We start from the raw sequence: 14,644 nt of genomic DNA, 5'->3' as shown, positions 1-14,644 counted from the left end.
TTTGATTTGTGTGATACCGGTAACATGAGGAGGGGAAAGGATCTTGCAGTCCTTTGACCTGGCCTTTGAGTCAGGACCGTGGGTTGCCACCCACACAGGCTTCAAGGTCAAGGTCGTGGGCTAGCCGCCCACACTGGCCTCAAGGGGTGCGGCGATAGGCGCCCCTTGAGGCCAGTGTGGGTGGCAACCCACGGTTTTGACTTTAAAGGGTATTGAGCGCAATGCGCGCATCAGTAAATCCTTCCACATTATCGAAATACAGCGCGGGGCGCCTTCGCCGATACGGCCGGTGGCGTTCGCGCTTCAGAGATTGCTAAGATAGAGGCAGACCAATAAGAAATTCGGGAAGTGATGATGAGCACAGAACTGAGACAGGAAGCCTTTCACTTAATGCGCAAGGTTTTCCAGCAACACACCGCGAGATGGCAGCAGTGCATCCCGGAACTGACCAAACCGCAATATGCGGTGTTGCGCTCTGTCGCTGAAAATCCCGGCATTGAGCAGGTGCTGCTCACGGATGTCGCCGTCAGCAGCAAAGCGACACTGGCGGAAATGCTGGCGCGCCTTGAAACGCGCGGGTTGCTGGTCCGTGAAGCCGATCCGGCAGATAAACGCCGGCGTTTTATTACGCTGACGGCGGAGGGGAAAACGGTTCTCGCGAAAACCCAGCCCGTCGGTCAGCAGGTAGATACTGAATTTCTGGCAAGACTTTCTCCAGACGATCAACAGCATTTAGTCCGCCTGCTGAAGTCTATGACAGAGGATTCAGTATAACTTTGCCGTAAAGCCTTGCGGCTTGATGAGGTGAAGGCCCACTTCGTTCCATAATTCCAGTCATTAATCTGTATTCAGCGCCTTACCCCAGGTGAACGCTCACTGATAATAAACCTCTGAAAATCAACTTATTACGATATTCGCTAATTGTTTTCGGCGATTGATGGGCATAACTTATACCCTCAATTTCAAAAGGGACTTATCAAAATGGCAATACCCGCTTACCTATGGCTTAAAGATGACGGCGGCGCTGACATCAAAGGATCTGTCGATGTGAATGGGCGTGAGGGGAGTATCGAGGTTCAAGGATTTGGGCACGGCTTGTTTTTACCTACTGACAACAACACAGGCAAGATCACCGGTACTCGTGTACATTCCGCGCTGACTTTTGAAAAAGAATTCGATAGCTCTTCGCCCTACCTTTACAAGGCCGTAGCAAAAGGCCAAACCTTAAAATCTGCGGAGATAAGGTGGTACAGGATCAACGATGCTGGTCAGGAAGCTGAATATTTCAATATGCTGATGGAAAATGTAAAGGTCGTTTCTGTTTGCCCGCTAATGCATGATTGCAAAAACCCTGCCACTGATAAACATAACCATCTTGAGTCAATTTCACTGCGTTACGAGCGGATCACGTGGAAACATTGCGATGGGAATATCATTTTTTCAGATGCGTGGAATGACAGATGATCAAGTGCATGTTTCGGTTAAACGGAGCGGGTATATCAACGCTAAGTTGCCCGGGAATTGGTTTTTTCCCTGCATACTCAGGCAATCCCGCACAGCGCAACGATCCTGAACAGACAGCGGTCAAAAACATAGGACCACTACCGCCAGGCAGGTACTACATCGTATCCCGCCCTGTGGGGGGTTTAATGTACAAGCAGCGTGATTGGCTTAAGTCAATTGTCAGCGGTTCAGATCATGCAGCGTGGTTTGCATTATTTCGCGATGATAGCTTGATTGATGACACGACTTTCATTGAGGATGTCGAACGTGGAAATTTCAGATTACATCCGGCTGGATATCAGGGGACAAGTAACGGCTGCATAACATTTACCAGTAAGTCACACTTCGATATCCTTCGAGAAGCATTACTCAAGACACCAACCACGATGGTTAGCCCAACAATGAAAGCGTTTGGCACAGTGCAGGTGTACTAATGAAACCATACCAATATATTCTGATCTGGATGGCTGGCTCGGCGTCTTTTGTCGTAATACTCGTCACCATTTTCGCCTTAATACCCGAAAATATCGCGTACTCACTTTTGACAGAAAAAACAGGTTTTATAAAAGAAGAATCATGGGCAAATATCTTTATGACCTTTATCCATCTGACTTCATTCCTGTTGAACATTTCACTGATCTGGCTTGTCGCCTTTTTACTGAGAAAGAAAGAGTAATCAAAGCCCGGCGGCAAGCCGGGCTGGTATTCAATACAGTGATGCATGGAAGAACCGCTTATGGTGAATAACCAGGATGTATAGATTGGTATAACTCAGGATGGAATAAGACGGCTAAATGCCGGGTTTTTTACATGCACGGAATATCATCAAACTCATCCGTAGTGGCATCGTTGAAGCTATGCGTAACAACACCGAAAATTATTGTCGTCCCTCGAAACCACCGCCATCGATCAGGATGTCTGACTCAGGCCGCATCAGGGGATGGATGTCAACGGGGAGTGAACGGTTGGAAGGAGGTTATACAGGGTCTATGATGGAGGACTAACGGGAGTTTTTATGATTGAAGAAGTCGTATTACTTGATGGTAAAAATCAACCGGCGGGCACCATGGACAAAGCGCTGGTGCATACCGGCCAGACACCCTTGCATCTTGCATTTTCCTGCTATATTCACAACGATCGCGGCGAAATCCTGCTGACACGACGCGCCCTGAGCAAAGTGGCCTGGCCCGGCGTCTGGACCAATTCTGTCTGCGGACACCCGCTGCCGGGTGAATCCCTTCGGGCGGCAGTTTGCCGTCGCTGTCAGTACGAACTGGGTTTATCCGTGGAGCAAATCACGTCGCTGGTTGACGAATTTCAGTATCGTGCCACCGATGCATCCGGGATTGTCGAAAACGAGTTTTGCCCGATATTTGCCGCTTTCACCCGCCAGCTGCCCGTACCGCGTGCTTCTGAAGTCATGGATTATCAGTGGGTTAAGCCGGAAGATTTGCTGAACAGCGTTCGGGCAACACCCTGGGCATTCAGCCCGTGGATGGTGTTACAACTGGGCCAGATCACGCAGGAAAACCTCAGTCTGCTGGGGTGATCTGAGGCGCACAAAGCGGACATGCTGCCAGTCAGGATCGTTAAACAAAGCCTGATACTGGCGACGATTTTTCGCGTAAGTTTTCAGCGTCCACAGAATAATTGAATCCCGGCTGAAGAAGCTTTTACGAAACGATTCGCGATTCCCCGTTCCCGCCCAGATTTCCTTTTGTCCCCATGCCCGCGTGGCGGCGCGTTTCACCGCCTGATATAACGTGCGCCCGAACGAATAATCCACCCACACGATCATATCGATTTCGCGCCATTTTACGGCCTGAGTACGTTTGTAATTTCCGTCAATCACCCAGCCGTCACTGGCCGCCAGTTTTTCTGTCAGACGGGCAAAAAATTCTTCATCCGGTGTGCCCTGCCAGTCCGGCTTCCAGAACAGCGCATCCAGTTCAATATAAGGAATATTCAGTTTCTGAGAAATGTTGCGCGCAAGCGTTGATTTCCCGCTTCCGCTGGTACCAATAACATTGATTTTCACCACATGATCCTTATCCGCTGCCGGATGTTGCATCTGGCCTGAAAAAAGGGCGCATATTATGCCGCAACATATTTCACTTGTACAAGCACATGAATTAACGCCCGCAACCATTACGCACAGAACTTAGTTGTCGTGTGAATGTATTGCCGCTGCGAATGGATGAACTATTTGTGCTTTTTTTTCGATTGCTAGCAACAAAATCTAAAATATCTTGCAGCCATACCTGTACAGATTGGCAATCTTTGTATAACTTTCTGTTACCCCTGCTTCATCATTAGTCCGTCTTTTACGGGCGTATTCAGCCTGACCTTTGGAAGAAAAATTGGATTTCCCTTCTTCCAAAGGTTTTTTTCATGGCTGGGGTTTTCGTGATGCACAACACAACGATCAGATGAGTCAGGGCCGGAAATTGTGAAGAAAAACTTCACAATACTCTCTTTTCTGACTGGCAATAGGCACTTTTCACGTGAGACGAATCCGCTGAAAAGTTTAAGGAGGTCTACATGCAAATCGAAGCAGAACAAACAGTTACAGAAATCAGTGATTATTTAAATGTGCGGGAAACGCCGACATTAAGCGAAGTTGAGATCCTCGGGACTATTGTTTCAGGACTTCTCTCCAGCCACTATCCGGTGAGTAATAAGGCCATCATTGAAGGTCTGGTGCGCCATCTGGAACAGGAGACCAACATCAGTAATCAGCAAGGTTGCCGTAACTTACTGGAACTGGTGTTACTTTCCACGCAGGACGATGTGATTTAAAAAATATTACCGGCCTGTTAAAGATGATGTTAACAGGCCGGAGCGCAATAACTGTTTTGTTAAAGCGATTTCAGTGTCGCGGCGATCACATCTTTAGCCGGCGTGGTCGGACGACCAATCAGTTTGCTCAATGTATGAGAATCATCAAACAAGCCCCCTTTCTCTGCACCTGCATCAGAATCTGCCAGCATATTCGCCAGACCTTCCGGTAAACCGGCACCAAGCAGCGCTTTGGCAAATTCCGCCTCCGGCAGGTTGATATAATCAACTTTTTTACCGGACTGACGGGCAATTTCGGCAGTGAATTCCGCCAGCGTGTAGGCTTCATCCCCGGCCAGTTCGTAGATTTTACCGGCCTGATTTTCCTGCGTCAGTACTGCCGCCGCGGCCTCAGCATAATCCTGGCGCGCAGCGGAAGAGATTTTCCCTTCACCGACTGAACCAATAAACGCGTTATGCGCCAGCGCCGGGGCGATACTCGCCGCATAGTTTTCGGTGTACCAGCCGTTACGCAACAGCACGAATGGAATGGCGGATTCGCTTAATGCTTTTTCGGTCGCACGGTGTTCAACACCCAGTCCCAGCGGACTTTTGTCTGCATGAAGCAGACTGGTGTAGGCCAGCAGTTTCACGCCTGCACGTTTTGCTGCGTCGATGACCGCGTTATGTTGTGCTTCGCGCTGACCGACTTCACTGGAAGAAATCAGCAGCAGTTTTTCGACGCCTTTAAACGCAGAATCCAGTGTGGCGGGCTGGCTGTAATCGGCCTGACGCACGTCAATACCCAGATCTGCCAGATCCTGAGCTTTTTGCGGATTACGCACCGCGGCAATAATCTGATCAGCAGGCACTTTTTTCAGAAGTGCAGCAATAACAAGGCGGCCTAACTGGCCGGTAGCACCGGTAATTGCGATCATAATGGTTTCTCCAAAAAGTATTCGACAGATGATTTATGCTTTCAAGGCGCTAAAAATGTCGCCGTAAACACATCCTATGCGATACACTAACTTTTCGTAAGTACGTACCCTAAGGTTAGTATGAAAATAATTTCCTCTGAGCAACCCGCTGAACGTTTGCCACTGTCAGAACAAATCCGCCGGGGCGAAGTCCTGAATCCCAACTGCCCGTCGCGCGAAATCCTGCGTCACATCACCAGCCGCTGGGGATTACTGATCCTGATCGCGCTCAGCGATAACACATTGCGCTTTAGCGAACTGCGCCGCAAAGTCGGCGGTGTCAGCGAAAAAATGCTGGCACAGACTTTACAGTCCCTCGAAGAAGACGGTTTCATCGACCGCCGTTCTTATCCGGTGGTGCCGCCGCATGTGGAATATTCTCTGACCCCCCTCGGCATCGAAGTAAAAGATCAGGTTGCCGGACTTGCAGACTGGCTGGAGTCGAATCTGCATCGCGTTATGAAACAGCGTAGCCTGCGTATCGTAGGTGCAGAGTAATTAACAAAAAAACTTAACAAGTCCCCAAAAATTCTCACCTATCATTGACTCTATCCACCGACTAACATCATTTCATTGATTCGATAAAACCTTTTATTTTAATCAGCTGAGGTGATGTATGTCCCCGTCCCAGACCCACAAGCAACATGTCACGCTCGTCATTACCCATAAGATTGCGCCAGCCAGCGAAGCGCAATATGAAGCCTGGCTGAATAAAATTATGCCACAGGCCAGTACCTTCCCGGGGCATCTTGGCGTCAACGTCATCCGCCCGAGCCGCAGCGGCGATGCTTATACCATTCTGGTGCGTTTCGACACGCTGGAAAATCTTAATGCATGGCACAACTCGGATCTGCGTAAACAACTGGTGGCGGAAGTCAGCCCGCTGTTGTTGCAAAACGACAGCACCGAGGTGCGTCCCGGTGCCGAATTCTGGTTCACCCCGCCAAGTGCGAATGTCCGCCCGCCCGCCCGCTGGAAACAGTATCTGCTGACATTGGGGGTAATTTATCCATCGACTCATATTGTGCCCTGGTTTTGGGGGCAGTTTTTGCCACAGCTTAAAGGCACCGAAGGCGGTCATTTACTCAATGACGCCACGGTCGTAGGGCTGGTGGTTTTCCTCTGGATGCCAATCGTTACACGAGTGTTCCATTCATGGCTGACGCGCGCTTCCGCGCAATAACAGGAGATTTTCCAATGAATTCAATAAATAATGTTGCTTCACTGATCCTGCTTAACGGCAAATTCCACACCGTTGACAGAGAAAAACCGCTGGCAAATGCTGTCGCAATCAAAGACGGTAAATTCCTGGCTGTCGGTACCGAAAATGAAGTGATGCAGTTTGCTGATGCGCAGACGCAGGTAGTGGATTTGCACGGACACACCGCCATTCCGGGCCTGAACGACTCGCACCTGCATCTGATCCGTGGCGGTCTGAATTACAATCTGGAATTGCGCTGGGAAGGCGTGCCTTCGCTGGCCGATGCCCTGCGGATGCTGAAAGAACAGGCGCTGCGGACACCAAGCCCGCAGTGGGTGCGCGTGGTAGGAGGCTGGACTGAATTTCAGTTTGCCGAACGCCGCATGCCGACGCTGGATGAAATTAATCAGGCCGCGCCCGATACGCCGGTGTTTATCCTGCATTTATATGACCGCGCATTGCTCAACCGCGCCGCGCTCAAAGTGGTCGGCTACACCAAAGACACCCCCAATCCGCCAGGCGGTGAAATTCAGCGTGACAGCAATGGTAATCCGACCGGCATGCTGATCGCCAAGCCAAACGCGATGATCTTATATTCAACGCTGGCGAAAGGACCGAAACTGCCGCTGGAACAGCAGGTGAACTCTACCCGCCAGTTTATGCGTGAACTGAACCGTCTCGGCCTCACCAGCGCGATTGATGCAGGCGGCGGCTTCCAGAATTACCCTGAGGATTATCAGATCATCGATGAGCTTCATCAGAAAAATCAACTGACGATACGTATTGCTTACAACCTGTTTACCCAGCGTCCGCAACATGAACTGGAAGATTTCGAGCTGTGGACCGACATGCTCAAACCTGGCCAGGGCACTGATTTCTACCGTCATAACGGCGCAGGCGAAATGCTGGTATTTTCAGCCGCAGACTTTGAAGATTTCCTGCAACCGCGTCCGGATTTACCGCCGGGAACGGAGGTCGAACTTGAACGCGTGGTGCGTCATCTGGTGGAGCACCGCTGGCCGTTCCGCCTGCATGCAACCTATGACGAGTCGATCAGCCGGATGCTGGATGTCTTTGAGAAAGTGAACAGCGATATCCCGTTCAACGGGCTGCACTGGTTCTTTGACCATGCGGAAACCATCACCGAACGCAACATTGAGCGCGTCAAAGCGCTGGGCGGCGGCATTGCGGTACAGCACCGTATGGCGTTCCAGGGAGAATACTTCGCTGAACGCTACGGTATCGAGGCCACCAAACATACGCCACCGGTGGCGAAAATGTTGTCCGCAGGCGTGCCGGTCGGGTTGGGCACCGACGCGACCCGTGTTGCCAGTTATAACCCATGGACGGCACTGTACTGGCTGGTTTCCGGTCGCACCGTCGGCGGCATGGCGATGTATGACGACGCCGCCCGTATTGACCGCGAAACCGCGCTGATGCTGTGGACGCAGGGCAGTTCCTGGTTCTCCAGCGAACAGGGCAAGAAAGGTCAGATCAAAGTCGGGCAACTGGCCGATCTGGCCGTTCTTTCCGAAGATTTCTTCAGCGTGCAGGAAGAACGTATCAAGGGCATCGAATCGGTGATGACCGTGGTCGATGGCAAAGTGGTTTACGCGGCAGGCAGTTTCTCGCCGCTCGCGCCGCCAGCCATCCCGGTGCTGCCGGACTGGTCGCCGGTCACCACAGTGCCTGGGCATTACCGCTCTGCGCCGCCACAAGGTGCAGCGCGCGTCGGGCTGGTTCGTCAGGGGCATCAGTGCGTCGGCCCGTGTGGCGTGCATAAACACAGCCATGATATTGCCCGTGGTTCTGATGTCCCGGTGTCCGATGACAACGCTTTCTGGGGTGCGTTAGGATGTTCGTGCTTCTCGTTCTGACCCGTTGAGAACGACATGAAAATGGCCTGCATTGCAGGCCATTTTTTTCTGTCACCGTATCTTTTGCACACGCTCCGGCATACCCTGTTATGAGCATTAGCTCATTAACAGGAACTGAATGATGCGTGACCTTCCCCCTACAGCCACACTTCGCGCCTTTGAAGTCGCCACCCGCCACACGACGTTTACCTCAGCCGCAGAGGAGCTGTTTATTACACAAAGTGCCGTCAGCCATCAGTTGAAAAAACTGGAAGATAGCTGGGGCCTGCAGCTTTTTCAGCGTGGTAAAACCCTGAGCCTGACGCCTGCCGGTGCGGCGCTTGCCCCTCTGGTACGGGAATTCTTTAGTAAGCTTGAAACGACACTTGCCGATCTGCGTGAACAAAAAGGACGGGTGCGGCTGCGTGTCAGCACCACCTATTCTTTCGCGTTAAAGTGGCTGTTACCGCGCCTGCCGGAATTAGCACGTTTGCATCCGGAAATTCTGGTCTCGCTGGAAAGTACGGATAAAGCCATTAACTTCGCCAGCGCAGATTCCGATGTAGCGATCCGTTTCGGACACGGTAATTATGCGGCGCTGCATACAGAGTTTATGTTTCGCGAACAATTATTTCCCGTTGCCAGCCCCGCATTCTTAGCCGGTTTTGGTATACCCGCTGAACCTGCGGAACTGCTGCGTTTTCCGCTGCTGACGCGTGACGGGGCTGATCTGGTACCGAAATGGGATGCCTGGTTTAAGCAGGTCGGCGTCAATACTGATGTACTGCACGAAAGCGTGCGCTTCGCCGACACAAATATGACGATTGAAGCCGCGTTACTGGGTCAGGGCATTGCATTAGCGCGCAGCGGCCACGTTGAAAAAGAAATCCATGATGGCAGTCTGGTCAGGCTCTTTGACGTCGTTTTCCCCTCTCCGGCCGCCTATTACTTTGTCTGTCCGGAAGGCATCGAGACACAGCCGCACATCCTGAAATTCCGTAACTGGCTGCTGGCCGAATCACAGCAGGCGCAGCGCAGTTACCGTTGAAGTATGAGTTATTGCTCATACCACGATGACAACACTTCACTGTTAATCCGGGCACAGGCTGTTTAGCATCAGTACATGCCCGCTCATATTATTTTTCTGACCTTATTCGCCGCCCTGCTGCACGCCAGCTGGAACGCCTTATTACGCAGCGGAACTGACCGGTTGTGGTCGATGACCATCATGTGCGTGACGATTGCCGTTACCTGCGGGGTTATCGCGCTGTTTCTGCCACTTCCTGACTTCGCGAGCGCGAAGTATGCAGTGTTATCGGGCCTGCTGCATGTCGGTTACAACCTGTGTTTAATACGCAGTTATCAAAGCGGTGATCTCGGGCAAACCTACCCGATTGCGCGCGGTTCTTCGCCGCTGATGGTGACCTGTGGCGCAGCTCTGTTCGCCGGGGAAAAGATCGCCTTCAACACCCTTGTCGGCATCGCGCTAATTTCTGGCGGTATTCTGATGCTTGCCATGAGAAGCCGTAAACTGGCGATACCGGGCCTGAAATATCCCCTGGCCACCGGCGCTTTTATCGCGGCATACAGCGTAGTGGATGGTATTGGCGTGCGTGTCTCCGGCAATTCGTTTTCCTATACCGTGTGGATGAGCATGTTATGGGGAGTACTGATGCCAGCGCTTTATATCGCCCTGCGCGACACGAAAAGTTTACTGCGCTGGCGGCCCGGTTTACTCAGTGCGGCGGCAGGGGGTGTGGTGTCGCTGCTGGCTTACGGCATGATCATTTATGCCATGGTGGCCGCACCCATGGGCGCCGTCTCCGCGCTGCGCGAAACCAGTGTGCTGTTTGCCGCCGTTCTGGGTTATCTGTTTCTTGGTGAAACACTGACACTGAGAAAAATGCTGGCGTGTGCGGTAATTGCTACCGGCACACTGTTGATAGGTTAATCAAATCAGGAGAACTCGAGATGTCTGACCGCCCTGCTATTGCTCTGATAGGTCCCGGTGCGATTGGTACGACCATCGCTGCAGCACTGCATGAAGTTAACCGCACGCCGCTGCTTTGCGGGCGCACTGCGCATCCGCAATTAATTCTGCGTCATGATGACGGCGAGGTGGTGGTGCCAGGCCCGGTATTAATCAATCCGTCGAAGGTCCACTCTCCGTGTGATCTGGTTTTTGTTGCGGTGAAAACCACACAGGTGGCTGACAGCGCCGGCTGGCTTACCGCATTGTGCGATAAAAATACCGTTGTCTGTGCACTGCAAAACGGCGTCGAACAGAAAACCTCGCTGGAACCCTACGTCAACGGAGCAACAGTGCTGCCTTCCGTTGTTTGGTTTCCAGCACAACGTGAGCCGGATACCTCTGTCCGGCTGCGCGCAAAACCGCGTCTTACGCTGCCGGATGTGCCGCAGGCAAAACGGATCGCTGATGCGCTCAGCGGCACACGTTGTACGGTTGAATTATCATCCGATTTCCTCACGATCGCATGGCGCAAATTGCTGCAAAATGCGGTCGCGGGTCTGATGGTTCTCTCTAACCGCCGTGCCGGAATGTTCTCACGCGGGGATATCACGCAACTGGCACTGGCTTATCTGCGTGAGTGTCTGACTGTCGCGCGTGCGGAAGGTGCGGTACTCAGCGATAACGTTCCGCAAGAGATCGTTGACGGTTTTCATCGTGCGCCCGCGGACCTGGGCACTTCTATTCTCGCCGACCGCCAGGCTAACCGCCCGCTGGAATGGGATATACGCAACGGTGTCATACAGCGTTACGGTCTCGCGCGGGGTATTCCTACGCCCGTTAGCGACATTCTGGTACCGCTGCTGGCGGCAGGAAGTGAGGGGCCGGGCTGACGCCAATAAAAAGCCCGCCGCAGGCGTCATGCCAGCGGCGGGCTTTACGTATTACAGCTTATAAATCCTTAAACGATCCCAGCCGGAATCCGCGTTCAGTTATCGCAGTTTTGAGCGAGGCCGACGTCAGTACATCCAGCTCCGCCAGGCGCGGATAGCAATATTTGCTCGCCAGAAGGGTGTTATCGATAAACGCCGGATGGGTCATGATTTCCACCGAGCGGTCACCGCGCTGCGTGGCGTTGTCCAGCGTTTGCACAAACAGGGCTTCTGAAACCGTCTCTCCGTAGAAACTGCTGTCGAAACCGTCGGTACTCTTCGCGCCACACAGCGCAATGTCGCCCCGGCGGATCTCGTCACGATCGATGCGTACAGGAATGCCCTGATCTTTCGCGAACGCTTCCACGATCGGGAAAATCTGCGGGAACATATGCACATGATGATGACTGTCGAGATGTGTCGGCAAACGGCCAAACAGAGACACAAAACGCCCGAACTGGCATTGCAGTTCCTGCGCGATTTCATCAAGCGGTAACATGCCCTGCTCTGCCATTTCCCAAATCCATTTTCCCAGTTCACCGTCGCGGGCCAGCCCCGGCATGGATGACAAGGGACGTCCGAGCGTCAGCACGAAATGCATGCCGACGGCAAGATCAGGATTTTCTTTGCTGAGCACCGCGGCATGTTCTGCAGCGGCCATATTCACCATCGCCGTCGTCGACCGCACCACACCGTGGTTGAATGCGTCGATGATCCCGTAGTTTTGCGCTTTACAAAGCCCGAAATCATCGGCGTTCACTATCAGTAATTTATCCATAAATGTCCCGGTTGAACGCCTTCCCTTTTCAGGGAAGGCCGTGGGTTTATTTCAGCGCAGCAATGGTGTTAGCAAAATTTGGCAGTAGTTTTTCATGTGCCAGCAACATTTCGCGCGCCAGTATCTCAGCATCTTTATCGGAATGGATCAGCGGGCTGAGGTTCATCGCCAGCAGAACATCATTGAATTCACCGCTCAGTGCGGCATTGCTGGCGGCAATCTCAAAGCCTTTGATGGTGTATATCAGGCCAAGCACTTTTTCGTCGAAATGCGTGATACGCGGGTGTGGTTTTGCGCCGTCACGCCCGATGGTGCACGTCATTTCCACCGCCCAGTCAGACGGGATGTTATCAATATGGCCGTTATGCGGGAAATTAACGTACTGCTCGGTTTGTTTGTCGTTGTAAATTGCGCTGATCACTTCGCAGGCGGCATCGGAATAATAGGCCCCGCCGCGCAATTCCAGTTCTTTCGGTTTGACGTTCAGATCAGGGTTTTTGTACAGATCGAACAGCTGCTTTTCAACCTTCTGTACCACCGTGGCGCGTGCACCGCCTTTGTAGAATTCCCCCATCTCAATCGCCAGCATCTCTTTCTGCTTAAAGTAATACAGCAGATAAGAACACGGCAGCAAATTCAGGGAGCGGATCAGGCCTTCGCTGAACGGTAAATCAAAGATGTTTTTCACCGAACCGGCGGTCAGCGTGCCGGACGCGACGCCGTCGAGCAGTTCGGCGAAACGTGATTCGCCGTTGACCAGAACATCTTTAATGAACACCATGTGGTTCAGGCCAAACAGGTCGATGGATAAATCGTCCTGCGGGGTCAGTTGCAGCACATCCTGAATGAACATTTTCATGCCAACCGGGATGTTACACACGCCGATGAATTTCTTGAATCTGGTGTGCCGGAATACCGCTTCCGTTACCATTCCGGCCGGGTTGGTGAAGTTAATCACCCAGGCGTCCGGGCAGATCTCTTCGACATCTTTAATGATGTCAAAAATCACCGGAATGGTACGCAAGCCTTTGAACAGGCCACCAGCGCCGTTGGTTTCCTGCCCGAGATAACCGTGGCTGAGCGGAATACGTTCGTCCAGTTCGCGTGCTTTGAGCTGGCCAACACGCAGTTGCGTGGTGACAAAATCGGCATCCACCAAGGCTTCGCGGCGATCCAGCGTTTTATGCATTACAATCGGCACACCTGCACGTTCCACCATACGCTGGCAAAGATTGAAAATAATATCCTGTTTCTCTTTTCCGGCTTCCACATCGACCAGCCATAACTCGGTAATAGGCAATTCATCGTAGCGTTTAATAAAGCCTTCCAGTAATTCCGGGGTATAACTACTTCCGCCACCAATTGTGACGACTTTCAGTTTTTTACGCATAGGAACTCCCGTGCAATAATAATGCACTGCAAATTTAAACAGAGAAATAAATGATTCGGTTTAATTAATACTGCATAACTTCTTTCGGTAATGATTGGGGGTAAAAGAAGTTAGCTTTTTAAAGTTTTTAATAAACATACTCGGGCTGCTGTAACCGGATTCAAACGCGATGTCCGTGACCGAATAATTGGTGATCTCCAGCTGTTTTTTGGCAAAATCAATACGGATTTCATTAATAATCTGCATCGGTGTTTTGCCATAATGTCGCTGCGTGGCACGGCTGAGATATTCCTGTGATTTGCCGGAAAGGGCCACCATATTCGTTAATGCTTTGTCACTAAACTGTGCTTTGTCGTGCATCTTTTCGATGGTATTTTTAAGCCAGCCTGGCGCATCTGTCGTGATTTCTGATTCTCTGTGATGGCGTAAACGGTTCACAATATAAAACGTCACCATTTCCAGAAACTCATTAAATTCCCCGTTCCTGAAATTAAGAGAAGCGATCACAGATTCTATATAAGCCAGAAATTCAGTCTTGATCTGATAAACCTGTGACGCCACAAAACGGGATGGCAGTAAAGATAAATAGTGTTGCTCGAAGAACGCTTTGCTGATCCCGACATTTAATATCCGCGTCGCACCGAATTCATAGAAACTTTGGTGATGGGAACCCAGAGGGATAAAGACAAAATCGCCGCGTTCTAACAACACCCGTTTACCATTGACGTTCTGGTAATACCGGCCGGTCAGCACCACTGTAAATTCGTAGTAATCATGTTCATGCAGTCCGGAAATGCTTTCTACTTTGTTGTAGATGAACATGTGGAAATTCTGACCGTCGAAGAGTTGATTTTCGCGCGCTGTCTTGATTTCCATGCTCAGTACCGGTGGCTGCATTATGGCTCCCTACGTTATTTTATTTTTTCATGAAGCTCAATGAGTTCCGCAATCAGTTCGCGGGCCAGCATTGACGTCATCAGGTGATCTTGTGCATGCACCAGCACCAGGCTGACTTTGGTTTTTCCTTCGCCCTGATCGCCTTCAATCAGTTGAGTCTGCACCAGATGCGCTTCATTCAGCGCCATTTTTGACTGCGCCATCACCGAACGCGCCTGCTCAAAATCACCTTCTTTGGCTTTTTTGAGCGCCGCGTAAGCCAGGCTGCGTGCTTGTCCGGAGTTGATGATCAACCCCATCACCACTTCTTCGAGATCCTGCATTTCGCTTTCAGTTTCAACAATGCTGTCTAAATCCATCATC

The 14,644-nt window shown here is 51.5% G+C and carries 18 protein-coding genes and 1 pseudogene; 12 read left to right on the top strand and 7 right to left on the bottom strand.

All coding sequences use genetic code 11. The features are described from left to right. Positions 1 to 205: 205 nt before the first annotated feature. Positions 206 to 303: pseudogene (locus DXU84_RS25170) on the bottom strand (hypothetical protein); the annotation flags it as partial. A gap of 51 nt (positions 304 to 354) precedes the next feature. Between DXU84_RS25170 and DXU84_RS17595 the strand changes: the two are divergent. The 5 genes from DXU84_RS17595 to idi all read left to right on the top strand — a co-directional run bounded on the left by DXU84_RS17595 (position 355) and on the right by idi (position 3,052). Beyond that, positions 355 to 774 carry a MarR family winged helix-turn-helix transcriptional regulator gene (locus DXU84_RS17595; RefSeq protein ID WP_013577895.1) on the top strand — a complete coding sequence of 140 codons (420 nt, stop codon included), beginning with the start codon at positions 355 to 357 and terminating at the stop codon, positions 772 to 774. A gap of 207 nt (positions 775 to 981) precedes the next feature. Next, positions 982 to 1,464, top strand: coding sequence for an Hcp family type VI secretion system effector (locus DXU84_RS17590; protein WP_013577896.1), 483 nt, complete (start codon positions 982 to 984; stop codon positions 1,462 to 1,464). After that, the gene (locus DXU84_RS17585) at positions 1,461 to 1,937 is read left to right on the top strand and encodes a DUF2778 domain-containing protein (protein WP_014416566.1); all 477 of its coding nucleotides are present in this window, start codon (positions 1,461 to 1,463) and stop codon (positions 1,935 to 1,937) included. Before DXU84_RS17590 ends, DXU84_RS17585 begins: the two co-directional genes overlap by 4 nt. 142 nt (positions 1,938 to 2,079) lie before the next feature. Then, positions 2,080 to 2,250, top strand: a complete 171-nt coding sequence (locus DXU84_RS17580) for a hypothetical protein (RefSeq protein WP_153376364.1) — start codon at positions 2,080 to 2,082, stop codon at positions 2,248 to 2,250. Between the two features lie 268 nt (positions 2,251 to 2,518). Then, complete coding sequence (gene idi / locus DXU84_RS17575) at positions 2,519 to 3,052, top strand: isopentenyl-diphosphate Delta-isomerase (protein ID WP_013577899.1); 534 nt, start codon at positions 2,519 to 2,521, stop codon at positions 3,050 to 3,052. Here the strand turns inward: idi and DXU84_RS17570 are convergent. Then, complete coding sequence (locus DXU84_RS17570) at positions 3,005 to 3,541, bottom strand: adenylate kinase (RefSeq protein WP_370461806.1); 537 nt, start codon at positions 3,539 to 3,541, stop codon at positions 3,005 to 3,007. The genes idi and DXU84_RS17570 overlap by 48 nt on opposite strands. Before the next feature lie 503 nt (positions 3,542 to 4,044). Here DXU84_RS17570 and DXU84_RS17565 point away from each other — a divergent pair. Beyond that, positions 4,045 to 4,302, top strand: coding sequence for a biofilm/acid-resistance regulator YmgB/AriR (locus tag DXU84_RS17565; RefSeq protein WP_014416568.1), 258 nt, complete (start codon positions 4,045 to 4,047; stop codon positions 4,300 to 4,302). Positions 4,303 to 4,361: 59 nt separating this feature from the next. Here the strand turns inward: DXU84_RS17565 and DXU84_RS17560 are convergent, their stop codons facing one another. After that, complete coding sequence (locus tag DXU84_RS17560) at positions 4,362 to 5,219, bottom strand: SDR family oxidoreductase (RefSeq protein ID WP_013577902.1); 858 nt, start codon at positions 5,217 to 5,219, stop codon at positions 4,362 to 4,364. Between the two features lie 120 nt (positions 5,220 to 5,339). Here DXU84_RS17560 and DXU84_RS17555 point away from each other — a divergent pair, with 120 nt between their 5' ends. The 6 genes from DXU84_RS17555 (at position 5,340) to DXU84_RS17530 (ending at position 11,177) form a co-directional block, all read left to right on the top strand. Beyond that, positions 5,340 to 5,756 carry a helix-turn-helix domain-containing protein gene (locus tag DXU84_RS17555; protein WP_013577903.1) on the top strand — a complete coding sequence of 139 codons (417 nt, stop codon included), beginning with the start codon at positions 5,340 to 5,342 and terminating at the stop codon, positions 5,754 to 5,756. Between the two features lie 118 nt (positions 5,757 to 5,874). Next, positions 5,875 to 6,441 (top strand): antibiotic biosynthesis monooxygenase, encoded by a 567-nt coding sequence (locus DXU84_RS17550; RefSeq protein WP_037033130.1) that lies wholly within the window; start codon positions 5,875 to 5,877, stop codon positions 6,439 to 6,441. Positions 6,442 to 6,455: 14 nt separating this feature from the next. Next, positions 6,456 to 8,336 carry an amidohydrolase gene (locus DXU84_RS17545; protein WP_119262397.1) on the top strand — a complete coding sequence of 627 codons (1,881 nt, stop codon included), beginning with the start codon at positions 6,456 to 6,458 and terminating at the stop codon, positions 8,334 to 8,336. A gap of 121 nt (positions 8,337 to 8,457) precedes the next feature. After that, positions 8,458 to 9,363, top strand: coding sequence for a transcriptional regulator GcvA (gene gcvA, locus DXU84_RS17540; RefSeq protein WP_112151509.1), 906 nt, complete (start codon positions 8,458 to 8,460; stop codon positions 9,361 to 9,363). Between the two features lie 75 nt (positions 9,364 to 9,438). Continuing rightward, on the top strand, positions 9,439 to 10,266 hold the full coding sequence (locus DXU84_RS17535) for a DMT family transporter (protein ID WP_153376360.1): 828 nt from the start codon (positions 9,439 to 9,441) through the stop codon (positions 10,264 to 10,266). A 20-nt stretch (positions 10,267 to 10,286) separates the two neighbouring features. Further along, positions 10,287 to 11,177, top strand: a complete 891-nt coding sequence (locus DXU84_RS17530; RefSeq protein ID WP_153376358.1) for an oxidoreductase — start codon at positions 10,287 to 10,289, stop codon at positions 11,175 to 11,177. A gap of 58 nt (positions 11,178 to 11,235) precedes the next feature. On the opposite strand, the gene chbG is transcribed toward DXU84_RS17530, so the two are convergent. The 4 genes from chbG to chbA are packed head-to-tail and all read right to left on the bottom strand — an operon-like array spanning position 11,236 to position 14,643. After that, positions 11,236 to 11,994, bottom strand: a complete 759-nt coding sequence (gene chbG / locus DXU84_RS17525) for a chitin disaccharide deacetylase (protein ID WP_153376357.1) — start codon at positions 11,992 to 11,994, stop codon at positions 11,236 to 11,238. 46 nt (positions 11,995 to 12,040) lie between these two features. Further along, positions 12,041 to 13,384, bottom strand: coding sequence for a 6-phospho-beta-glucosidase (locus DXU84_RS17520; RefSeq protein WP_014416575.1), 1,344 nt, complete (start codon positions 13,382 to 13,384; stop codon positions 12,041 to 12,043). Positions 13,385 to 13,444: 60 nt separating this feature from the next. Next, positions 13,445 to 14,281, bottom strand: a complete 837-nt coding sequence (gene chbR, locus DXU84_RS17515) for a transcriptional regulator ChbR (protein WP_013577911.1) — start codon at positions 14,279 to 14,281, stop codon at positions 13,445 to 13,447. A 14-nt stretch (positions 14,282 to 14,295) separates the two neighbouring features. Further along, positions 14,296 to 14,643: a PTS N,N'-diacetylchitobiose transporter subunit IIA gene (gene chbA, locus DXU84_RS17510; protein ID WP_013577912.1), complete on the bottom strand. Its 348-nt coding sequence runs from the start codon at positions 14,641 to 14,643 to the stop codon at positions 14,296 to 14,298. Position 14,644 lies beyond the last annotated feature (1 nt).

It is taken from the genome of Rahnella sp. RcJ3 (assembly GCF_009498575.1).
GTDB classification, from domain to species: Bacteria; Pseudomonadota; Gammaproteobacteria; order Enterobacterales; family Enterobacteriaceae; genus Rahnella; species Rahnella aceris.
The sequence above is the reverse complement of the archived record's forward strand: the minus strand, read 5'-3'. Positions and strand labels throughout refer to the sequence as shown.

Bases quoted from the DNA above. Each gene is read 5' to 3' on its own strand.
- DXU84_RS17550 (WP_037033130.1), top strand. From the start codon at position 5,875: ATGTCCCCGTCCCAGACCCACAAGCAACATGTCACGCTCGTCATTACC.
- DXU84_RS17565 (WP_014416568.1), top strand. From the start codon at position 4,045: ATGCAAATCGAAGCAGAACAAACAGTTACAGAAATCAGTGATTATTTA.
- DXU84_RS17520 (WP_014416575.1), bottom strand. From the start codon at position 13,384: ATGCGTAAAAAACTGAAAGTCGTCACAATTGGTGGCGGAAGTAGTTAT.
- chbR (WP_013577911.1), bottom strand. From the start codon at position 14,281: ATGCAGCCACCGGTACTGAGCATGGAAATCAAGACAGCGCGCGAAAAT.
- DXU84_RS17555 (WP_013577903.1), top strand. From the start codon at position 5,340: ATGAAAATAATTTCCTCTGAGCAACCCGCTGAACGTTTGCCACTGTCA.
- DXU84_RS17580 (WP_153376364.1), top strand. From the start codon at position 2,080: ATGGGCAAATATCTTTATGACCTTTATCCATCTGACTTCATTCCTGTT.
- DXU84_RS17595 (WP_013577895.1), top strand. From the start codon at position 355: ATGAGCACAGAACTGAGACAGGAAGCCTTTCACTTAATGCGCAAGGTT.
- chbG (WP_153376357.1), bottom strand. From the start codon at position 11,994: ATGGATAAATTACTGATAGTGAACGCCGATGATTTCGGGCTTTGTAAA.
- idi (WP_013577899.1), top strand. From the start codon at position 2,519: ATGATTGAAGAAGTCGTATTACTTGATGGTAAAAATCAACCGGCGGGC.
- DXU84_RS17545 (WP_119262397.1), top strand. From the start codon at position 6,456: ATGAATTCAATAAATAATGTTGCTTCACTGATCCTGCTTAACGGCAAA.
- chbA (WP_013577912.1), bottom strand. From the start codon at position 14,643: ATGATGGATTTAGACAGCATTGTTGAAACTGAAAGCGAAATGCAGGAT.
- DXU84_RS17585 (WP_014416566.1), top strand. From the start codon at position 1,461: ATGATCAAGTGCATGTTTCGGTTAAACGGAGCGGGTATATCAACGCTA.
- DXU84_RS17590 (WP_013577896.1), top strand. From the start codon at position 982: ATGGCAATACCCGCTTACCTATGGCTTAAAGATGACGGCGGCGCTGAC.
- DXU84_RS17560 (WP_013577902.1), bottom strand. From the start codon at position 5,219: ATGATCGCAATTACCGGTGCTACCGGCCAGTTAGGCCGCCTTGTTATT.
- DXU84_RS17530 (WP_153376358.1), top strand. From the start codon at position 10,287: ATGTCTGACCGCCCTGCTATTGCTCTGATAGGTCCCGGTGCGATTGGT.
- gcvA (WP_112151509.1), top strand. From the start codon at position 8,458: ATGCGTGACCTTCCCCCTACAGCCACACTTCGCGCCTTTGAAGTCGCC.
- DXU84_RS17535 (WP_153376360.1), top strand. From the start codon at position 9,439: ATGCCCGCTCATATTATTTTTCTGACCTTATTCGCCGCCCTGCTGCAC.